This is a genomic window from Pseudomonas sp. NPDC078416 (assembly GCF_050268485.1).
Classification (GTDB): domain Bacteria; phylum Pseudomonadota; class Gammaproteobacteria; order Pseudomonadales; family Pseudomonadaceae; genus Aquipseudomonas.
Genome location: NZ_JBNNGV010000019.1, coordinates 90,081 through 108,126, shown reverse-complemented (window position 1 = coordinate 108,126; position 18,046 = coordinate 90,081). Strand labels below are relative to the sequence as shown.

The window sequence follows — 18,046 nt, the reverse complement described above, 5'->3', positions numbered from 1 at the left end:
CGTGGCGCACCATGCGATGGGGCATTTGCTGGCCTACCGAAATGCAGGCCGCGCGGCGTTGTACAAACTCGAATGCGAACTGCCGTCGCTGTCCCTATTCGTACCTGACCCACCGCGTTCGCCAGCAAGCCGGCTCCTACAGAAAATGCGTTCCGTCAGTTAGGACGATGACGCCGATCGTTCCCACGCTCCGCGTGGTAACGCCGCCCCAGACGCCCCGCGTCCCGCAGACGACGCGCATTCAGGCCTTGGGAGGTGACGCGGAGCGTCACAGGATGCATTCCCACGCGGAGCGTGGGGACGATCAAATATCAGCGCCTGGACGGGCCTCTTCCCGGCTAAAGCCGGTCCCACTAAAAAGCAACGCGTGCAGTCAGTGAACCCGGCGGCGCCCCCGTAGGACCGGCTTCAGCCGGGAAGCTGTTGCTCTGCTTTTGATCTGCTCTTGATCTTCCTACGCAAAAAGTCCAAACGACACCCATCGCGACTTGGGTGCAGGCCGAACGTAGACGACGCGCAGTGGGTCGAGCCGCATGGATGCGGCGAGAGCGCCGTCAGGACAGGGATGTCCGTTCGGCGCGGGCCCACGGAGCGTCGTCGGAGTGAGGGAACCCGACGAAGGAGGGCCAAACCAGGAGCAGGCACCCTTGGTTACTTGGGGTGCTTTTCCAAGTAACTCGCCGAAGGCGAAACAGTCTGCCCCCAGGCAGACGCCCTTGATCTTAAGGATCTTGAATCACTGCAAAACATCACTGAGATGCCCCAACCCCGCCAGCTCCAGCTCCTGCCGACGAATACTGTCCAGACTCACCCCAGCCCCCTGCGCATCCGGCACCGCATGCCAAACCACAAAATCCCGCTGCACATCCAAAAACAGAAAGAAATCGTTGAACAACTCCGCCTGCGAAAACCGCCGCTCCAACGCATCGCGCAACTGCTCCGGGCGCAAGGCCCGGCCCTCGATATGCAGCGCGATGCCCCAGTCCCGGTGCTCACGTCGACTGACAAACGCAACGCCCGTTGCCACCGGCCAGATCGCCGCACGCTCGGCGGCGACGTGGGCGTAAAACGCTGATTTTTCCGATACCCGAATCATGCTCAGTCCTTCAATGGCACCACAGTAAAATCCTGCTCATGGTCACGCTCATCGATCCCCTGACGCATGTCCGGCGGCCACCAGATCACCAGCTCCCGGTCATTGGAATCCGGCCGCTTGCACGAATAACCCGAACACCCATGGGTGGCACACCCCGCCAGCGTGGCGGTGACCAGAAACAGCAAAAGCAAACCGCGCAGGTTCATCGTGTAGCCCCCTTGAGCAGCGAAGGTCGGTTCTGTTTGGCCTTGCTCGACACCTGCGGCTGGCGCAGGGCGATGTAGATCTCACTCTCCGCCCCCGGCTGCAGCCACGCATGGGGCCAGGCGCTGACACCCATCACCCAGCGACCGCCGCAGCGGCTTTCGTCGATGCGCACCGGTTTGCTGGTGGTGTTGCGCGCCACGACCACCGCGATGCCCCAATCCTTGCGGGTAAACCACTGCGAACGCTGACGATCCATGGTCAGCCCGGTACCCGGATCACACAGGCTGTCGGCTTCGAACGGCAAGGTCTCGCCGCTGTTGAAGCCCACCGGGGTGACGCCGTCGAGCAACTGGGTGAAGGCGTTCTGCACATCGCTACGGGTCGGTTGTTCGCCACCGTCGCGACGTTCCTTGATGCGCTTCATCTGGTCATCGACGTCGTGGGGGTTGCCGTTCTGCACATAGCGCGCCGGGTTGATCTGATCGCCAATCAGCCGCGGCGTGAGGATGAACAGCCGCTCACGCTGGTTCAGCTCGCGACTGCGGGACTGGAACAGCAGTTTGCCGATGACCGGAATGTCGCCCAGCAGCGGGATCTTGTTGACCTTGTCGGTGGTTTCCAGCCCATGAAAACCGCCGATGACCAGTGAACCATGCTCAGCGATCACCGCTTGGGTGCTGACGTTGCCCTTGCGCACCGCTGGCTGGTCTTCGTTGATTTGCGAGGTGTCGATCTGGCCGTCCTCGATGTCGACGATCAGCTGCACCTGGGATTTGCCATTCTGGTCCAGGGAGCGCGGAATCACCTGCAAGCTGGTGCCCGCCGTGATCGACACAATGTCAGCGACCCGCTCGGAAGTGGCGGTGAGATATTCGGTGCGGCTGAAGTCGATCACCGCCGGCTGGTTTTCCAGGGTCAGGATCGATGGATTGCCGATCACCGACGCCGCGCCGTTGCCTTCGAGGGCATGCAGGTCTGCCGAAAACTTCCCGGCATCCTGGATAAACAACGTGGTGCTGGTGCCCTGCTCGAACAGGTTGGCGCCGCCGCTCACGCTGCCGCCCTTGAAATTCCAGCGGCTGGACAGCTGCGCCAGCTCATTTCGATCGATGTCGAGAATCACCGCGTCGATCTCGATCAGGTTACGCGGCGTGTCCAGTTCCTTGACCAGCTTCTCGTACATCGCCCGGCGCTTGGGCAGGTCGTAGATCAGCACCGAGTTGTTGCGCACGTCGGCGCTGACGCGGATCTTCGAGCGGCTCGCCGATTCACTGGACGACCCGCCGCGTTTGCCCTTGGAACCCAGCACCCGGTCCAGCCCCTGTTCGATGGCGCCGGTGTCGAAACCCTGGCCTTGCATGCCGCCGTAGTTCAAGCCCGAGGAATTGTTGCCGCCATTGATCGAACTGCCGGCTGCGCCCTGCCCTTGCAGCAGGTTGACGCCGTTGATGGACTCGCCACGGGAGCGGCTTTCCAGCAACTCCTGAAGAATGCTGGCGACACCGGCGACGGTGAGTTGCTGATCGCGATAACGAATGGTGCGGTCAGCGGCGTTGGCGTACTTCAGCGGCAGGACCACGACGTCCTGCTTCTCGGCTTTTTCCGGCGCCTCGACCTTCTTGCTGTAACTGCGCACGAAGTCGACGTACTTGGCCGGACCGCGCACCAGCACCACGCCTTCGTCGGGCAATGCGCCCCAGCCGAAGCGCTTGTCCAGCAGGCCGACATCGGACAGCGCCTGCTGCAGGTCATCGACCGCTTCCGGCGACACTTCGATCCGTGCCGAGGTCTGCTCGCTGGTCGGGCTGATGTACAGGGTTTCGTTGTAGACGAACCACTGGAAGTGATGCTCCTGACCCAGCCGGTCGAGGAATTCCTGGGGGTTCTTCGCACGAATGCGCCCGTCCAGCGTGCCCGGCATCGCCGGCATGTCCAGGCCGATGCCGAACTCCTTGGCGAAGTCTGCCAGGGCAGTCGCCAGTTCGGTCTGCCGCGCATCGTAGGCGTAGGCGGTGTGTTTCCAGGCGTCAGGCACCGCGGCCAGCGCCGGCGCACCAATGCCGATCATCAGCAAAGGCAACCACATTAAGGCCTTGCGCATTTCACACTCCCGGTTGCCAGGTTTTGAGGGTCGAGCGGGACGACGAGGCAGTCGCGCTGCGAATCGAGGTTTGCATGAGGCTGAGCATCGCGGCGCGCTGATTGGCCAGGCGCTCCAGACGTTCGAGCAGTTGCGTGGGATTACAGGGGTCGGGAATCCAGCTGACCAACACCACGCAGCGGGTGTCGGGGTCAATGGCCAGTCCGCCCTCACAGGCACAGGCCACGCCAGCGCCGCCCTGGGTCAGCACTGCGTCGAGGCGCTGCGGGTCACTGCCGTCATAGGGATCGAGCACATCGAGGCTCAGGCGAATGCCGTTGCCCGACACCGCCAGTCGCGCGTTGGCGTCGTCGATCCAGCAGTCCAGCGGCGCGAGCGGACGTCGCTCGCACCACTGAGCGAGGATCGCGCTGAATTCACTGAATTCCATCGATGATCGCTTTGGTGATGCCGTGTTTGGCGCGCAGCCCTTCGTTGAGAATCATGTTGGCGACGTTGGTCTGCTGCGAGGCATCGCTGAACGCCTGAAAGTCTTCCATGCTGCCGCTTTCCGAGGCGGTTTCGGCGGCGTCCTGCATGTCGTCCTGGGCGCGGGAATAGGAGTGATCGAGATGGTTTTGCAGGGATTTGAAACTGATCATGCCGGTGGCTCCAACTGAGGGATTCACCCCCTGAGTGGAACCGGCGGCCGCTCCGGTTCCATCAACCGTCACAACCGGGTCAAGAAAAACTCATGAATGCGCCGAAGGGCTCGCGAGCCCACGGCGCAAGCTGTCCCAGTCGATGTCGAACGCGCCGTTGGCATCGCTCAGGCGCAGGGTCTCCGGCGCCATCGCCGGGTCACTCTTTAGCTGCCAGTGATCAGCGAAGCGACTGGCCGACAACCACTCGCCGAGGCTGTCGAGCATGGCCGGATGAGCGCTGAGCGCGGCCCTGGTTTCGACGGTCTGGCCGGCGGCAAGATTCCTCATCAGCGCGCGACTGCGTTCCGCGAGGCTGGTCTGGTCGAGCAACTCGGCGAGCGCCTCATTAAGCAGGGCTTCTACAGCCGCCATGGATTCCTGCGCCAGAGCCGATCGCTGCTGCTCAAGCTGCTGCAGAAAACCGTTGGCACTGTCCCAGAACTGCGCCAGCGCCTGATCCTTTTCGTGCTGCGCCTGAGCGTGGGCAGCAGCGAGAATCTGCTCAGCTTCAGCGCGGGCGTTGTCCAGCACTTCGGCGGCGAGCACGGTACCGGCCAGGTCTTCGCGCCGCAGGATGTCGGTGACCAGCACGGCGGAGGAAGACAACACGAGACGACGCTTGGCGAGCATGTTCAGCTCCTGAAGGACAATGGGGGTAACTGCAATCATCAAGGCGTCGTCACCCGCCATAACACCGAGTGCCACAGGGTTTGCAACTTGTTCTCGGGCAGCTCGGCGCAGGGTGGCGGCAAGGCATCCGGCGCCCATGACAGGCGCAGCCGCGACCAGCAAGGCTCGCCCGTCCACGCCGCCAGCAAAACGCGCGCATCGTTCACCGAGGCGTCCAGCCACAACCCGGGCCGCAACGCCTTGGCCACCGCGCGACACCAAGGCTCATGCACCTGCCCGGCGTCGTCAGCGCTGGCCTGCGTGCCCTGGCCGAAACAGATTCGGCCCGCCAGGGACAGCGCCCGCTGCTGCTGCGCCTCATCCAGTTGCAGCCATTGCATCAGCGATTCAACGGGGGGCGGCGGTTGGCTCGGGACTACGCCGACGCTGTGCAGAAACACGTCGTGGCGAGTGCCGAGCAATTCGGTGCAATCCTCGCGGGTCATGCCGCAATGGTCGGCGAACACGTCGATCCAGTCGGCATGGGCCCATTCCCAGGGCGCGCACCACCAACGAATCCAGTGCTCCTCGGCGCTGAGCATTACGCCCGCACCGGCATGCTCGTCCGGGCACTGCGGCGCAGGCCGATGCGTTGCAGCAGCGCATTGCGCCAGTCGCCGCGCAGCATCAACACGATCAAGGCAATCAGGAGCAGCGCAGCAAACGGCGCGAGCCACAGCATGCGATTCCAGAAGTCGACATTGGCGCTGTCCACCAGAAACGGCCCGAAATTCACCAGCCGTTCGGTGTCCTGAAACTCCGCCGCCGGCACGAACACGATGGCGAATTTCTTCGAATCCAAAGGCTCACCGGACATGCCGGGAATGCTGCTGGCGACCATTTGCTGAATACGCCCGCGCACGCTGTCGGGGTCGAGGGCCGCGGTGTGTTTGATGAACACCGCCGCCGACGCTGGCTGCACCGGTTCGCCCGGCGCGATGCGTTCGGGCAGCACGACATGCACCCGGGCGACGATCACCCCGTCGATCTGCGACAGCGTCGCCTCCAGCTCCTGGGACAAGGCGTAGATGTACCGCGCGCGCTCTTCCAGCGGTGTGGAAATCACCCCTTCCTTCTTGAAGATTTCACCCAGGCTGGTGCGCGAACGGCGCGGCAGCCCGGCGGCATCGAGGATGCGCACCGCGCGATTGATCTCGGCGGTCGGGACGCTGATGACCACGCCGGTCTTCTCGCTGCGCTTGCGCGCGTCAATGTGCTGGTCGGCGAGGCTGGCGATCACGTCATTGGAATCCTGCTCGGACATCCCGGTGAACAGGTCCGTGTCATCACTGCACCCGCTGAGCAACAGCATCAGGCAGATCAGTCCCGCAGTCAGGTAGTTCACGGCATGCCTCTACTGCAGGTTGGTCAATTTATCGAGGGCCTGGGCGCTCTTGCTGACGACTTTGGTGGTCAGCGCCATCTGCAGCGAGTACTGCGACAGCGACCGGCTCATCTGGGAAATTTCCAGCGGGTCATCGGTGGTGGACGCTCGTTTCATCTTGCGCGCCGCTTGCTGCGAGAGCTTGTCGGTGGCGCCAAGACGTTCCGACAACGCACTGGCGATCTGTTCGGACAAATGACTCTGCTGCATCGACAGTTCAGGGCGCATCGCGGCGTTGAACAGATCGACGTCCGCCTGCGAAGGCCCGCTGACCAATCCCTGATCCAGGCGCGGCTCAAGATCGGTGGACGGCGATTTGAGTTGGTTGACATTGGAAAGGGTCACGGGCGATCTCCGGCAGACGGTGTCGATGCGTACGGTTTGCTTCAGGAAAGGTTGTTGCTATTGCTACCGCCGCCCACCAATGCCGAGACAAGGGCGGAAGCAGCCTGGGCCAGCATGTTTTGCTGATCGTGCTGGGCGAACGGGTTTTGCCCACCTGCGCCACTGACGCCGGCACCGTTTTGTTCAGCTTCAAGGCCTTTCTTGATCAGGCCGCTGAGCAATTGCCCCAGGTCCTGGGTCACGCTGTTGCCGGCACCGCCGGACTGAGACGCGTCGTTCATCGGTGTGCCGAGGCCGCCGCCGACGCTGGCGTTGACGCCCTTCTGCAGCAGATCGCCGAGCAGTTGGCCGAGGTCTTGATTCACGCTGTTCGGGGTCTGCGCAGCGCCGCCCGATGAATCAGCGGGGGAAAGGCTGCTCACCGGGTTACCCAATGGCGATCCGCCGCCGGCATCACTGAGGCCGTTCTGTTGCTGACCGAGTTGACCACCCAGAGAATCGAGCGCAGAACGGAAGTCAGCGGTCTCTTTGCCGTCGAGGAAGTCGTCGCCCTCAGCCGTGAGTTCGTTCTTCCAGGAGCCCGAGTCCGGTGCCGGGAATTTGACCGGATCCTGGGCCGTGCGCTGGTCCATGAATTCGGCGACTTTGTCCAGCAGCGGCATGTCTTCCTTGGAGAAGGTTGTGCCGTTGTCCGTCTTGGTCAGCAGATCATCCAGGGACGCCTTGGCCAGACCGTTGAGGGTCTGCGACATCAGGTCCGGCGCGCCGGCACCCGACTGGCCCGCATCGGCTGCGGCACCAAAGTTGTCGCCCAGCTTGTCTTTGATCAGGTCACCCAATGCGGCCTTGATCATGTCCGGATTGCCGCCGATCAAAGACGCCAACGGATTGTTCTTTTCCATCTGCTTGCCGACCATCTGGCCCAGCGGCGATTCCTTGTCCAGGTGCCCGCCTTTGGTCAGCGCCTGAGCGAGCTGATCGATCACGTCCTTGAGCGACTGCGGGGTCTTGTCGCTGCCCAGCGTCGGCTGGGAAACAACGGTGCCGATGTGCAGGCTTTGCAGCGGATTGGTATTGGCATTGAGACTTAGCATGAAACCTCCATCCTCAGGTGGATGCCCCCCTTTTCAGGGGGCGCTCGGACCGATCAGTAGCTGATGCCCTTGGCGTTCTGCGCTTCGGCGCTGATCGCCTTGTTGGCGCTGTCTTCCTTGCCGGAACGGATAGCGCTGAGGACGTCGTTGGTCTGCTTGCGGATGTCGGCTTCGGTCTGCATGGCAATCAGGCGCGCCTGGCTGGCATCGGCCTTTTCGGTAGCGGCGCTTTGTGCCGCTTCGGCCTTGGAAGGGCCGGCCGCGTCGGTAATCTGGCCTTCCTGCTTGACATTGGTCACAGCGCTGGCTGCTTGCTGAGTCATTTGCCCGCCCGCATTGATCGCGCTGTTGGCCAAACCACCGACCATTGAGATTGGATTCATGTCGAACACTCCTGAGTCATCACCAGCGAAAGTGCTTGGTGCCAATGGGTGGCCCGCACCTCAGAATCGGTTCCCCATGTGGCTCAATAAAATTCGGGATGGGCCGGAAGCTGCGGCTCTGGCTGTGTAAACGGGGGGGTGTCGCCAGAAGCGACGGGCTGAGCGGCGTCAGACGTCGAGTTCTTTCATGCGGTGGTAGAGCGTGCGACGGGGGATGTCGAGCTCCTGGCTCACGGCCTCGACGCTGTTGTTGTGACGCTTGAGCGCCGCCTGAATCAGCGCTTTTTCGATCACCCGCAACTGCGATTTCAGGCCCGATGACTCGCCCTCCTCGCCGGACTCACCGCCCAGCAGCGGAAAACCCATGACGTGACGCTTGGCCGCTGATTTCAGTTCGCGAATATTGCCCGGCCAGTCGTGGTTGAGGAGGACGTGGCGCAGCACACCCGTGGTTTCGGGCACCGGAATACCTGATTCCTGCGCTGCGGCCTCCGCGAAGCGGGCGAACAGCGGCAGGATGCGTGCCCGCTGCTCGCGCAGCGGCGCCAGGGTGACGGTCAGTACGTTGAGGCGGAAATACAGATCACGGCGAAAGCGTCCCTGCTCGACCATCTCGTCGAGGGAGCGCTGGGCCGAGGCGATGACGCAGACGTCCAGCGCAATCGGTGTTGTCGAACCGAGCCGCTCGACCGAGCGCGTTTCCAGCACCCGCAGGAGTTTGGCTTGCAGGCTCAGGGGCATGCTGTCGATCTCGTCGAGGTACAACGTGCCACCCTGAGCCGCTTCGATATAGCCGACCCGCGCCCGATCCGCACCGGTGTAGGCGCCGCTGACCACGCCGAACAGCTCGCTCTCGGCCAGGGATTCCGGGATGGCCGCGCAGTTCATCGCGACCAGCCGGCCCTTGCGACCGGACAGCGCGTGAATCCGGCTGGCGACGGTGTCCTTGCCAGTGCCGGTTTCGCCTGACAGCAGCAGGTCGATCCCCAACTGACCCAGACTGCGGGCCACTACCCGCAGGTTCGGCACCTGATGGTCGTCCTCCAGTTGCTCATCGAATAACTCGTACACACTCATCCACGACCTCTGGTAGTTCAGGGTTACGCGACATTTGGCTGCGCGAGATTGGCTGCGAGGCGTCCATTGCGAGACAGCGCGCTTGGTGGGACAGGTATTTGGGGACTCAGGGCGGGACTCGCTTTTGTAGGACCGGCTTTAGCCGGTCCTACGAAATCGCCGCTTCTTCCGCATCGTTCATGCCCAGCTCTTTCATCCGGTGATACAAGGTGCGCCGGGGAATTTCGAGCTCCTGCACCACCGCTTCCAGGCTGTGTTTGTGACGCTTGAGCGCGTCTTCGATGAGCATCCTTTCGATGACCCGCAGCTGGGTCTTCAACCCCGTTTCCAGATCGCGATCCGCCGGTGCATCGCCGCCCAGCAGCGGGAAGCCCAGCACGAAACGTTTGGCGGCAGACTTCAGTTCGCGAATGTTGCCGGGCCATGAATGGCTGAGGAGCACCTGTACCAGACGATTGTCCAGCTCGGCGACCGGGCAACCGAAATCGGCGGCGACTTGCTGGGTGAACTGGTCGAACAACGGCAGGATCTGTTCGCGACGCTTGCGCAAGGCTGGCATTTGAATGGTCAGCACATTGAGCCGAAAAAACAGGTCGCGACGAAAAAGCCCTTGTTCCACGAGTTCATCCAGAGGGCGCTGCGCCGAGGCGATGACCCGAAGGTCCACCGGAATGAAATCGGTCGACCCCAATCGCTCGATGCCCCGGGTTTCCAGAATCCGCAGCAGCTTGGCCTGCAGGCTCAGCGGCATGCTGTCGATCTCGTCCAGGTACAGCGTGCCGCCGCAGGCCGCTTCGATGTACCCCTCCCGGGACCGATTGACGCCGGTATACGCGCCATTCACAACCCCGAACAACTGACTTTCCGCAAGGGATTCCGGAATAGCCGCGCAGTTCATGCCAATGAAAGAACCTGTCCGACCGGACAAGTCGTGAATACGTTTGGCCAGCGTATCCTTGCCTGTTCCAGTCTCCCCGCACAGCAGCAAATCCATACTCAGGTTTGCGGTATTCAATGCTATCTGCTGGATATCCAGTGCCACATTTCCGGGCTGACAGGAACAGTCGCTTACATCGATTTCTTCTTTCATCGATACCTCTCGTAGTGGGAGCAAGCGATTTATTAATACCACGCATTCCAAAGGCAGCAATAATTAAATTTAGTTCCCCAACACGGTGAGACCTACTTCACAACGCCTCGGTGATAGCACTTTGACTTTATTGACGCCGACAACTAATTATCCGCGAAACATTCAAACGACTATTTAAAATTGTCCCTTGCCCCCGACTGGACGATGACATACGCGCGCTGCCAAAGGCCCGGCCCGCCTGACGCTTGCATCACAATAGCTTAACAATCATCAGGTTATGCTCTGCCATGGTGCATTCCCTCTCGCTCTGTCTGGTCGCCTCACCTGTCGGGTGGCTGTTGACGCTCAAGCACGCTTATTCAAACAGCTTCACACTCGCCGTTATTCATCATGCGCGCCCGGCCGCCGCCTCATAAATATGCGCTTGCGCTTGCTATTAAGAAGAACTAACTTTTTCGCCAGACTTATATGCCGCCCTCCCCGAAAACTTATATAACTAAACGTGCACACTCAAAGTTGCCGGACTGCTTGCAGACAGACTGTTAGTTTAAAGAACCGTTAGTTTAACTACGTTCGGAAATCCGACTGCTTCAACTCGGTTTTCCGAACACGCTTTACTGTACTCTCGCGTATAGGTCCAGACCCCTTGAATTTAGGGGGTCGGGCATCACGCCTCTTCTCATCTGGACGATTAAAAGCAAAGCAAAGGTTTGCGCATCCATACAGATCCGATAACAGGATCCAACTACTCGTTGCGGCGGAAGATGGCTTATCAGGCCGAGCTAACAGAACCGAGGCTCCCATCAAGCCGTCGAGGTGGATGTTTCTAATTGTGTCTTAGGCGGCAGCTGGCGAGGATGTATCAGCGCTTTTACACAACGCCCGAAAAGTTCGGTGAAATTTTCGTTAATTGATTGCTTGAATACGTCTGACCCGACTGGCGCGGGTCGATGGGGCGTGAACAGCAGGCGCGCAAATGTGTATCCGCTCCGACACACGGGGAACCGGTTGCTGCCAAAAATGGGCCCGAGGCGGACAACCTCGCGGCTGAAAGGGTGTGTCAGGGACGCACGATCTCCGCTGACGCCGTGGCTGTGCTGAACGCCAGTGCCTCGTTACCGTGCATGACGTCGTCGGTCATCTTGCCCAGGGTGGCGGAAAGCTGCTCGAACTGGTCGCGAGGCACCAGCAGGCGAGAGGGTCCGTCGACGGTTTTTTTGCGTAGAAACGCCGGATTGAGGTTCAACAGTACCGAGCGATCAATGCCGGCACTGACGGCGAGGCGCTCCAGATCCACCGGCCGCGCCAGCTCCAGCACGGTGAAATACGGCGCATTGGCCACCGGGCTGAGCTTCACGCCATAGGTCTCGGGTTCGCGCACCAGCAACGACAGCGCCAGCAGGCGCGGCACGTAATCCTGGGTTTCCTTCGGCAGGCTCAAGTGCCAGTAATCGGTGGGCAAACCTTTTCGCTGATTCGCGTCGATGGCCCGGCTCACCGTGCCCTCCCCTGCGTTATACGCCGCCATCGCCAGCAGCCAGTCGCCGCCGAACTGGCCGTGCAGACGCGTCAGGTAATCCATCGCCGCTTTGCTGGACGCCACCACGTCCCGGCGTCCGTCATACCAGGCAGTCTGACGCAGGTCGAAATCGCGCCCGGTGGCGGCCATGAACTGCCACAGGCCGGCCGCGTCACGGATCGAGTTGGCTTTGGGGTTGTAGGCGCTTTCGATGATCGGCAACAAGGCCAGCTCGGCCGGCATCGCGCGTTGATCCAGGGTTTCGACGATGAAATGCAAATACGGGCTGGCCCGCTGACTGGCAGTGCGGATGAAGCCTGCGTTGCCCAGCAGCCAGTTGCGCTGCCGCACGATGCGTTCGTTGACGCCGTTGTCGTCGGCCAGGCGGAAGTCCTGTCCCATCCGCTGCCAGATATCACTGCCGTCGTAGGGTTGCGTCGGCCGCGAAGCCACCGGCTCTTCGCTGCGATGGAGCCCCGCCACCAGGCGCGGCGTGCGTTCGGTACTCGCCTCGGGCGGCCCGTAAGACTGGCAACCGGCACACAACATCGCGACAGTCAGTGAAGCGATGCGCATCGGTCGAACGACACGCAACGCGCCCGGGTACGGGCGGAAGGCAGGCGGCATTGGAGGTCATCCTGAGAGGTTTATGCTGTGTGGTACGGGCGCCTGAATGGTTCCAACACGCCCGTGCATCCACACCCTCTCCACCCTTCCTTATAGAGAAAGCCTCGCCATCACGAATGCATCACCTTGTCGTGATCGCGAACGCTGTATTTCACCACGCCCCAGATCAGCAGCTCGTCGCCTTCCATGACGTAACGCGGCGGGTATTTGCTGTTCTCGGATTTAAGGATGACCTCGTTGCCCCGCATGTGCAGGCGCTTGCAGACCGGCTCGGTATTCAGCGCGGCGATGACAATGTCGCCATGCTCGGCGTACAGGCTGCGGTCGACGATCACCAGATCGCCGCAATAGATGCCCGCGCCCTGCATGCTGTCGCCTTCTATTTTCACGAGATAGACATGGGGGGCGCGGATATCGAACAACTCGTCCAGCGAGATGTGCCGCTCGATGTGATCGGCCGCCGGCGAGGGAAAACCTGCCGGGACTTGAAAGGCATAAAGGGGAAACCGCTCGCCCGCCGCCGACAACCGGCCAAGGATGGTGACACTCATGGGACTGACCTTGTGTTTGTTAACTGTACGTATATACAGTTAACGTTCTCAGCCGCGTGCGGTCAATCTGGTAAGCAGGAAAATTCGACGGGTGACACATGTGCGGACGCTACTCGATCTACGAGCCAATGGACCATTACCTCAAGACGCTGGCGCCAGAGCAGTTGGTAATCAACGGCTATGATCTCTGGCCCATCGAGCGTTACAACGTCGCGCCGACCACCCGCGTCGAGATCATCCGTCCGGTGGCTGACGGCCTGAGCGTCGACAAAGTACGCTGGGGCTGGTCGCCCCACTGGGCGAAAGGCAAACGGCCCGACCCGATCAATGCGCGGGTCGAAACGGTGATGACCGGCAAGTTCTTCAAGGACCTGTGGCCAAACGGTCGCGCCTTGGCCCCGGCAAACGGCTGGTATGAATGGGTCAAAGACCCGAACGACTCGAAGCGCAAGCAGCCGTACTTCATCCATTTAAAAGACCAGGGACCGATGTACTTCGCCGCACTGGGACAGGTCAGGCCCGGCCTTGAGCCGGACGAACGCGATGGTTTCGTCATCATCACCGCAGCGAGCGACGCCGGCATGCTCGACATCCACGACCGCCGCCCGCTGGTACTGACGTCCGAGCTGGCCCGGGAATGGGTCGCCCCGCAGACGCCAGCGTCACGGCTCGTGCAAATCGCCCAGGAAGGCTGCCGGCCGGTCAGCGATTTTCACTGGCATGCCGTGGGCAAGGACGTCGGGAATGTGCGCAACGAAGGCGCGCAGCTGATCGAGCCCTTGGCCGGGCTCGATTTGCTGGCGGAAGATCAGGCCGAGGACCTTTGATCGCAGTGCGTTGCGATCAAACGATGTGCCGGGTACGGCGAGTGATCAGAGCGTCCACTTCACCGAGAACATCAGGTTGCGCGGATCGCCGTAAACGCCGGTGCCCGAGTTTGTCGGGATGCCCTGCCAGTAACGGGTGTCGAACAGGTTGTTGACGTTGACCCGGCCGTCCCAGTGCTCGTTCAGCTTGTAGCCGGCCATCAGGCCGACGATGCCGTAAGCGTCCTGATCCGCCTGGCCGTCGCCGACGCGGTTGAAGGTCTTGCTCTGGGCCAGCACGTCCGCCCCCACTCGCCATTTGTGCAGCTCGCCCGGCAAGGTGTAGCTGGTCGCGGCCTTGAACAGATGCTTCGGCTGTTCTGGGGCGAACAGTTTGCCTTCGTTGCTTTTGGTGCCGTCTTCGACAAACTGGCTCAGCACGTAAGTGTAGGACGCCGAGAACTGCCAGTCCGGCGTCAGCGCGCCGCTCAGTTCGGTGTCTATCCCGCGGCTGCGCACTTTGCCCGCTGCGCCGTAGCAGCTGGACGCCGGGAAGCTCGGGCAATTGGTGGAATTCTGGTCCTGTAGCAGATACGCGCGGTTTTCCTGCTCCATCTCAAACAGCGCCACCGACGCATTCAGCGCGCCGTCGAAGTACTCGCCCTTCAGGCCGATCTCGTAGTTCTTGCCGGTCATCGGCTTCAATACCGAGCGCGAGGAGTCCATCTCGGTCTGCGGCTTGAAGATTTCGGTGTAACTGGCGTAGGCCGAGTACGTGTCGTTCAGGTCGTAGATGACGCCGGCGTACGGCGTGACTTCGCGGACCACCTTGTAATCGCCACTGCCGACGCGATTGTCGAAGTCATACCAACTGACGCGGCTGCCGAGGATGACATGCAGCGGGTCGATGGGGTTCAGGCGCGCCACGGCGTAAACGCCTTCTTCAGTGGCGGCGTTGCGGGTTTCGTACAGGCTGGTGTCGACGTCAGGTTTGGTCACTGAGTGGGTCGGGTTGTAGAGGTCGATCGGCGTGCCGTCGGTCCAGCCGCCCCACTGGTGAAACTTCTCCTGCCGGTGGCTCACGCCCACGACCAGTTCATGCTCGCGACCGAACATCTGAAACGGCCCGCTGAGGGACGCATCGAGGTTGGTCTGGTCATCGTCGTCGCGGTACTTGCCGTGGTACTGCTGAAAGCCCAGACCGTCGTAGTTGCCGACGTAGCTGGAGAAGGTATCCGCCTCGGCCCAGATCTTCTGCCCCGCCAGCTTGGCCGACCAGCCGTTGTCGAAACGGTGCGTGACGTCGGTGAAGAACATGATGTTGTCTTTGTTCCAGTACGACCAGTCGTTGCTGAGGAACGTCGAACGCTTGAGGTGCAGGTCTTCGCCGTTCGGACCGCTGGGCAGACCGCCCCAGTCCGAGGTGTTGTCGTCACGCTGCTTCGACGCGCCGACGGTCCAGGTGGTCGAGTCGTTCAGGTCGGCTTCGAGAATGCCGTAAAAGGTCTGGCGCTGATTCTTGCGGATGTCGGAGAAGCTCTTGTCGTCTTCGTACGCCGCCACCACCCGGCCGCGAACGGTGCCGGAATCGTTGAGCTTGTTCGACGCATCGACTTCGGTGCGGTACCGGTCCCAACTGCCGGCGCTGGTGGTCACGCTCACCTGCGGCACGGCGGTCGGGCGCTTGCGCACCAGGTTCAGCGTCGCCGCCGGGCTGCCCGCACCGGTCATCAGGCCCGTCGCACCGCGAACCACTTCGACGCGGTCATACATGGCCAGGTCCGCGCCGGAAATCACGTCCTGGGTGTAGGCGCTGATGCTGCTCGGCAGGCCGTCGTACATGATGTTGTCGATCTTGAAACCGCGCGCCAGAAACTCCTGACGGTCCGACGCCGTTCGGTGCAACGTCACGCCGGGTGCGTATTTCACCACGTCGTTCAGGTCATTCATGCCCTGATCGTCCATGCGCTGGCGGGTGATCACACTCACCGACTGCGGCGTCTCGCGAATCGACAGCGGCAGCTTGGTCGCCGTGTTCATGGAACCCGTTGTGTACGAGCCCGAACTCTCCGTGGTCGCCTGCCCCGCGAGGCCGTAATCGGCGTTGATGCTCAGACCTTCCAGCGCGACTGCGCCCGGCGCCGAGTTGTTGCTGGCACTGCCGGGTTGAGCGAGCGATGTTGCCGATGGCTGATCAGGCGAGTCCTGCTGCACCGGCGCTGCAAAGGAATGGCTGGAGAAACCAAGGGCGACGAGTGCCGACAAGGCTGGCAGGGCGGGACGTAGCATCGGGTGCTTCCTGGAGAAGACGAAGGCGTGCTGATCTGCGGCACGGCACCCTGAAGAGCGACGGTCCGCATGGCGAAAAGCTATGAGGGCGCCGATCGTAACAATTTTTTTATAAATTGGTAATGCAAAGCGTTATCAGTTGTTAAGGTTTCTGATTCGTCTTGCCAGGGCTGGCATTGTAAGAGGATGAGCAGGCGGCCAGATGCTCTGCAATGACGGGCGTGCGGGGTTCGAGACAGGCCGGGAGGGATGCCCACAAAATCTTTTCTAAAGATTTCAGCCGTGCTGCCGACACCCACCTACAAGCCTTTCTACTATAGGGAAATGAGATGGCGATGGTATTTTGTCGTGGCTGTGCAAAGGAGCTGCATGAAACGGCAGTCACTTGCCCACAATGTGGCGCGAGTCAAATCACCTCAGCAACACTCCCCCCTGCAAACGTTCGCTCCCCCTGGATGGCAATCATTTCGCTCATGCTCAGTATCGTGTGCACGCTTGCGCTCTTTGACGAGAGTGAATGGGACACAGAGACGATTCAGGGCCTGGGCCTGTTCTCCGTCGTCGCGCTGATTCTGGGGATCATCACTATCAACACCAAAAGACCGGGCTATGGCATGGCCATCGCCGGGACTGTGTTGTCCGGTGTCTCGCTGCTTGTTTTCGTTGGACTGTGTGTTAATTAATCAAAGGAAGATTCAAATGGCATTTTGTCGTGGTTGTGCAAAGGAAATCAGTGATGGTGCGGTCACGTGCCCGCAGTGCGGCGCGCCGCAGTTGGCCTACGCAGGGGGCGGCAATAGCGCTGCCGCTGTCGCCCAGCCAGGTTTTTTTCACTGGTATGTGGACGTCCTGAAAAAGTACGCGGTGTTCAGTGGGAGGGCGCAACGCAAGGAATACTGGATGTTTTTCCTGATCAACGTCCTCATCTCTGTCGCGATTGCCGTTGTCGAATCCATCGTCGGCATCAATTCAATCCTCTCGAACGTGTATAGCCTGGCGGTATTGATACCCGGCCTCGCCGTTGGCGTTCGGCGACTGCACGACACTGATCGCAGCGGCTGGTGGCTCATTGTGCCGTTCGCCAACATCGTGTTCCTGGCCACGGAAGGTCAGAAAGGCGATAACCGCTTTGGGCCGGCTCCCCAATAAGCTGACAGGCAGGGGCGCCGTCCTGGACGGCGCAACTGCCTGAATCCGGCATGCGTTGCGACAGCTTCATGCCCCCCGCATCAAGCGGTCGCTCGTCGCCCGCGGCTGACCAGCCTGGGCCCTAGCAAGTTGACGGTCAGACCCAGCATCACCAGCACACCCCCCGCGCATTGCAGCACGCTAAGTCGCTCGCCCAGCACCAACGCCGAGGAACTCAGGCCGACCACCGGCACCAGCAGGGAAAACGGCGCGACCTTGCCCGCCGGATAGCGAGACAGCAGCTTGCTCCAGCTGATGTAACCGAAAAGCGTGGCGACGAAAGCCAGGTAAGCCAGCGACAGCACCGAGCTCCATCCCAGATTGAGCAACGAATGCTCAATGAGCGCTGGCCCCTCCAGCCACAGCGACATGGCGAGAAACGGCAGCGGCGGAACGATCGCACCCCACACCACCAGGGCGACAAGATCGACGTTCCCGAACCGGCGCGTGATGATGTTGCCCAACGCCCACATCGACGCCGCGCACAAAACCAGTAATACCGCCAGCAGCGGTGTCGCAGCCCCCGTACCCATGCCGATAAGGGTCAAACCGCCCGCGGCGATGAGTAAGCCCGCCACGCTGTACACGCGTAATTTCTCACCGATGAATATCGCCGCAAACAGCAGCGTGAAGAACGCCTGCGCCTGCAGCAGCAAGGAGGCCAGGCCCGGTGGCATGCCATGGGCCATGCTCTCGAACAGAAAGGCGAACTGACCGAAGGAAATGGTCGCGCCATACGCAAGCAGCCAGAACCAGGGCAACTGCGGACGACGGATAAAGAACACGGCGGGAATCGCGACCAGCGTGAACCGCAGCGCGCCCAGCAACATCGGCGGCAGGCCATCCAGCCCGTATTTGATCACGATGAAATTCAACCCCCACGCGATGATGACCAGCAATGCCAGGCAAAGGTCTTTAAGCGGCATGGTGTTCCTTA

General features: G+C 61.4%; 19 protein-coding genes and 2 pseudogenes. 4 read left to right on the top strand and 17 right to left on the bottom strand.

The genetic code is table 11. The features are described 5' to 3' along the window. Position 1: 1 nt before the first annotated feature. Positions 2 to 94, top strand: a pseudogene (locus tag ACQKEN_RS17350) (alkaline phosphatase family protein); the annotation flags it as partial. Positions 95 to 736: 642 nt separating this feature from the next. On the opposite strand, the gene ACQKEN_RS17345 reads toward ACQKEN_RS17350, so the two are convergent. The 15 genes and pseudogenes from ACQKEN_RS17345 to ACQKEN_RS17275 all read right to left on the bottom strand — a co-directional run bounded on the left by ACQKEN_RS17345 (position 737) and on the right by ACQKEN_RS17275 (position 12,826). Further along, positions 737 to 1,096, bottom strand: a complete 360-nt coding sequence (locus tag ACQKEN_RS17345; protein ID WP_427687324.1) for a type III secretion protein HrpV — start codon at positions 1,094 to 1,096, stop codon at positions 737 to 739. A gap of 2 nt (positions 1,097 to 1,098) precedes the next feature. Beyond that, positions 1,099 to 1,302 (bottom strand): HrpT family type III secretion system protein, encoded by a 204-nt coding sequence (gene hrpT, locus ACQKEN_RS17340; RefSeq protein ID WP_074891941.1) that lies wholly within the window; start codon positions 1,300 to 1,302, stop codon positions 1,099 to 1,101. After that, positions 1,299 to 3,404, bottom strand: a complete 2,106-nt coding sequence (sctC, locus tag ACQKEN_RS17335; RefSeq protein ID WP_427687322.1) for a type III secretion system outer membrane ring subunit SctC — start codon at positions 3,402 to 3,404, stop codon at positions 1,299 to 1,301. Before sctC ends, hrpT begins: the two co-directional genes overlap by 4 nt. 1 nt (position 3,405) lies before the next feature. After that, complete coding sequence (locus tag ACQKEN_RS17330; protein WP_205484174.1) at positions 3,406 to 3,834, bottom strand: type III secretion protein; 429 nt, start codon at positions 3,832 to 3,834, stop codon at positions 3,406 to 3,408. Further along, positions 3,821 to 4,045, bottom strand: a complete 225-nt coding sequence (locus ACQKEN_RS17325; RefSeq protein WP_133777273.1) for a type III secretion protein — start codon at positions 4,043 to 4,045, stop codon at positions 3,821 to 3,823. Before ACQKEN_RS17325 ends, ACQKEN_RS17330 begins: the two co-directional genes overlap by 14 nt. A 90-nt stretch (positions 4,046 to 4,135) precedes the next feature. After that, positions 4,136 to 4,717, bottom strand: coding sequence for a type III secretion system stator protein SctL (sctL, locus tag ACQKEN_RS17320; protein WP_427687336.1), 582 nt, complete (start codon positions 4,715 to 4,717; stop codon positions 4,136 to 4,138). 38 nt (positions 4,718 to 4,755) lie between these two features. Next, on the bottom strand, positions 4,756 to 5,298 hold the full coding sequence (locus ACQKEN_RS17315; protein ID WP_427687319.1) for a type III secretion protein: 543 nt from the start codon (positions 5,296 to 5,298) through the stop codon (positions 4,756 to 4,758). Further along, positions 5,298 to 6,101, bottom strand: coding sequence for a type III secretion system inner membrane ring lipoprotein SctJ (gene sctJ, locus ACQKEN_RS17310; protein WP_427687317.1), 804 nt, complete (start codon positions 6,099 to 6,101; stop codon positions 5,298 to 5,300). The genes ACQKEN_RS17315 and sctJ overlap by 1 nt, the downstream gene beginning before the upstream one ends. A gap of 9 nt (positions 6,102 to 6,110) precedes the next feature. Further along, positions 6,111 to 6,485 carry a type III secretion system inner rod subunit SctI gene (gene sctI / locus ACQKEN_RS17305; RefSeq protein WP_065989211.1) on the bottom strand — a complete coding sequence of 125 codons (375 nt, stop codon included), beginning with the start codon at positions 6,483 to 6,485 and terminating at the stop codon, positions 6,111 to 6,113. 41 nt (positions 6,486 to 6,526) lie between these two features. After that, on the bottom strand, positions 6,527 to 7,579 hold the full coding sequence (locus ACQKEN_RS17300) for a type III secretion system effector HrpZ (RefSeq protein WP_427687315.1): 1,053 nt from the start codon (positions 7,577 to 7,579) through the stop codon (positions 6,527 to 6,529). A 53-nt stretch (positions 7,580 to 7,632) separates the two neighbouring features. After that, positions 7,633 to 7,962: a hypothetical protein gene (locus tag ACQKEN_RS17295; protein ID WP_427687313.1), complete on the bottom strand. Its 330-nt coding sequence runs from the start codon at positions 7,960 to 7,962 to the stop codon at positions 7,633 to 7,635. A 168-nt stretch (positions 7,963 to 8,130) separates the two neighbouring features. Continuing rightward, on the bottom strand, positions 8,131 to 9,039 hold the full coding sequence (locus tag ACQKEN_RS17290; protein WP_122536368.1) for a sigma 54-interacting transcriptional regulator: 909 nt from the start codon (positions 9,037 to 9,039) through the stop codon (positions 8,131 to 8,133). Between the two features lie 148 nt (positions 9,040 to 9,187). After that, positions 9,188 to 10,054: a sigma 54-interacting transcriptional regulator gene (locus ACQKEN_RS17285; protein WP_427687311.1), complete on the bottom strand. Its 867-nt coding sequence runs from the start codon at positions 10,052 to 10,054 to the stop codon at positions 9,188 to 9,190. Positions 10,055 to 11,305: 1,251 nt separating this feature from the next. Then, a pseudogene (locus ACQKEN_RS17280) lies at positions 11,306 to 12,275 on the bottom strand (transglycosylase SLT domain-containing protein); the annotation flags it as partial. A gap of 110 nt (positions 12,276 to 12,385) precedes the next feature. Beyond that, positions 12,386 to 12,826 (bottom strand): LexA family protein, encoded by a 441-nt coding sequence (locus ACQKEN_RS17275; protein WP_122625290.1) that lies wholly within the window; start codon positions 12,824 to 12,826, stop codon positions 12,386 to 12,388. Positions 12,827 to 12,924: 98 nt separating this feature from the next. Between ACQKEN_RS17275 and ACQKEN_RS17270 the strand changes: the two genes are divergently transcribed. Further along, entirely contained in the window at positions 12,925 to 13,653 is a 729-nt protein-coding gene (locus ACQKEN_RS17270) for an SOS response-associated peptidase family protein (RefSeq protein WP_427687308.1), read from the top strand. Between the two features lie 45 nt (positions 13,654 to 13,698). Here the strand turns inward: ACQKEN_RS17270 and ACQKEN_RS17265 are convergent, their stop codons facing one another. Next, positions 13,699 to 15,921, bottom strand: coding sequence for a TonB-dependent siderophore receptor (locus ACQKEN_RS17265; RefSeq protein WP_427687306.1), 2,223 nt, complete (start codon positions 15,919 to 15,921; stop codon positions 13,699 to 13,701). 329 nt (positions 15,922 to 16,250) lie between these two features. Here ACQKEN_RS17265 and ACQKEN_RS17260 point away from each other — a divergent pair, with 329 nt between their 5' ends. Both ACQKEN_RS17260 and ACQKEN_RS17255 read left to right on the top strand, forming a co-directional pair. Next, a complete protein-coding gene (locus ACQKEN_RS17260) occupies positions 16,251 to 16,604 on the top strand; it encodes a DUF4190 domain-containing protein (RefSeq protein ID WP_427687304.1) in 354 nt (117 codons plus the stop codon). Positions 16,605 to 16,620: 16 nt separating this feature from the next. Further along, positions 16,621 to 17,070, top strand: a complete 450-nt coding sequence (locus tag ACQKEN_RS17255) for a DUF805 domain-containing protein (RefSeq protein WP_427687334.1) — start codon at positions 16,621 to 16,623, stop codon at positions 17,068 to 17,070. Between the two features lie 80 nt (positions 17,071 to 17,150). Here the strand turns inward: ACQKEN_RS17255 and ACQKEN_RS17250 are convergent, their stop codons facing one another. Beyond that, complete coding sequence (locus tag ACQKEN_RS17250) at positions 17,151 to 18,035, bottom strand: EamA family transporter (RefSeq protein ID WP_427687302.1); 885 nt, start codon at positions 18,033 to 18,035, stop codon at positions 17,151 to 17,153. Positions 18,036 to 18,046 lie beyond the last annotated feature (11 nt).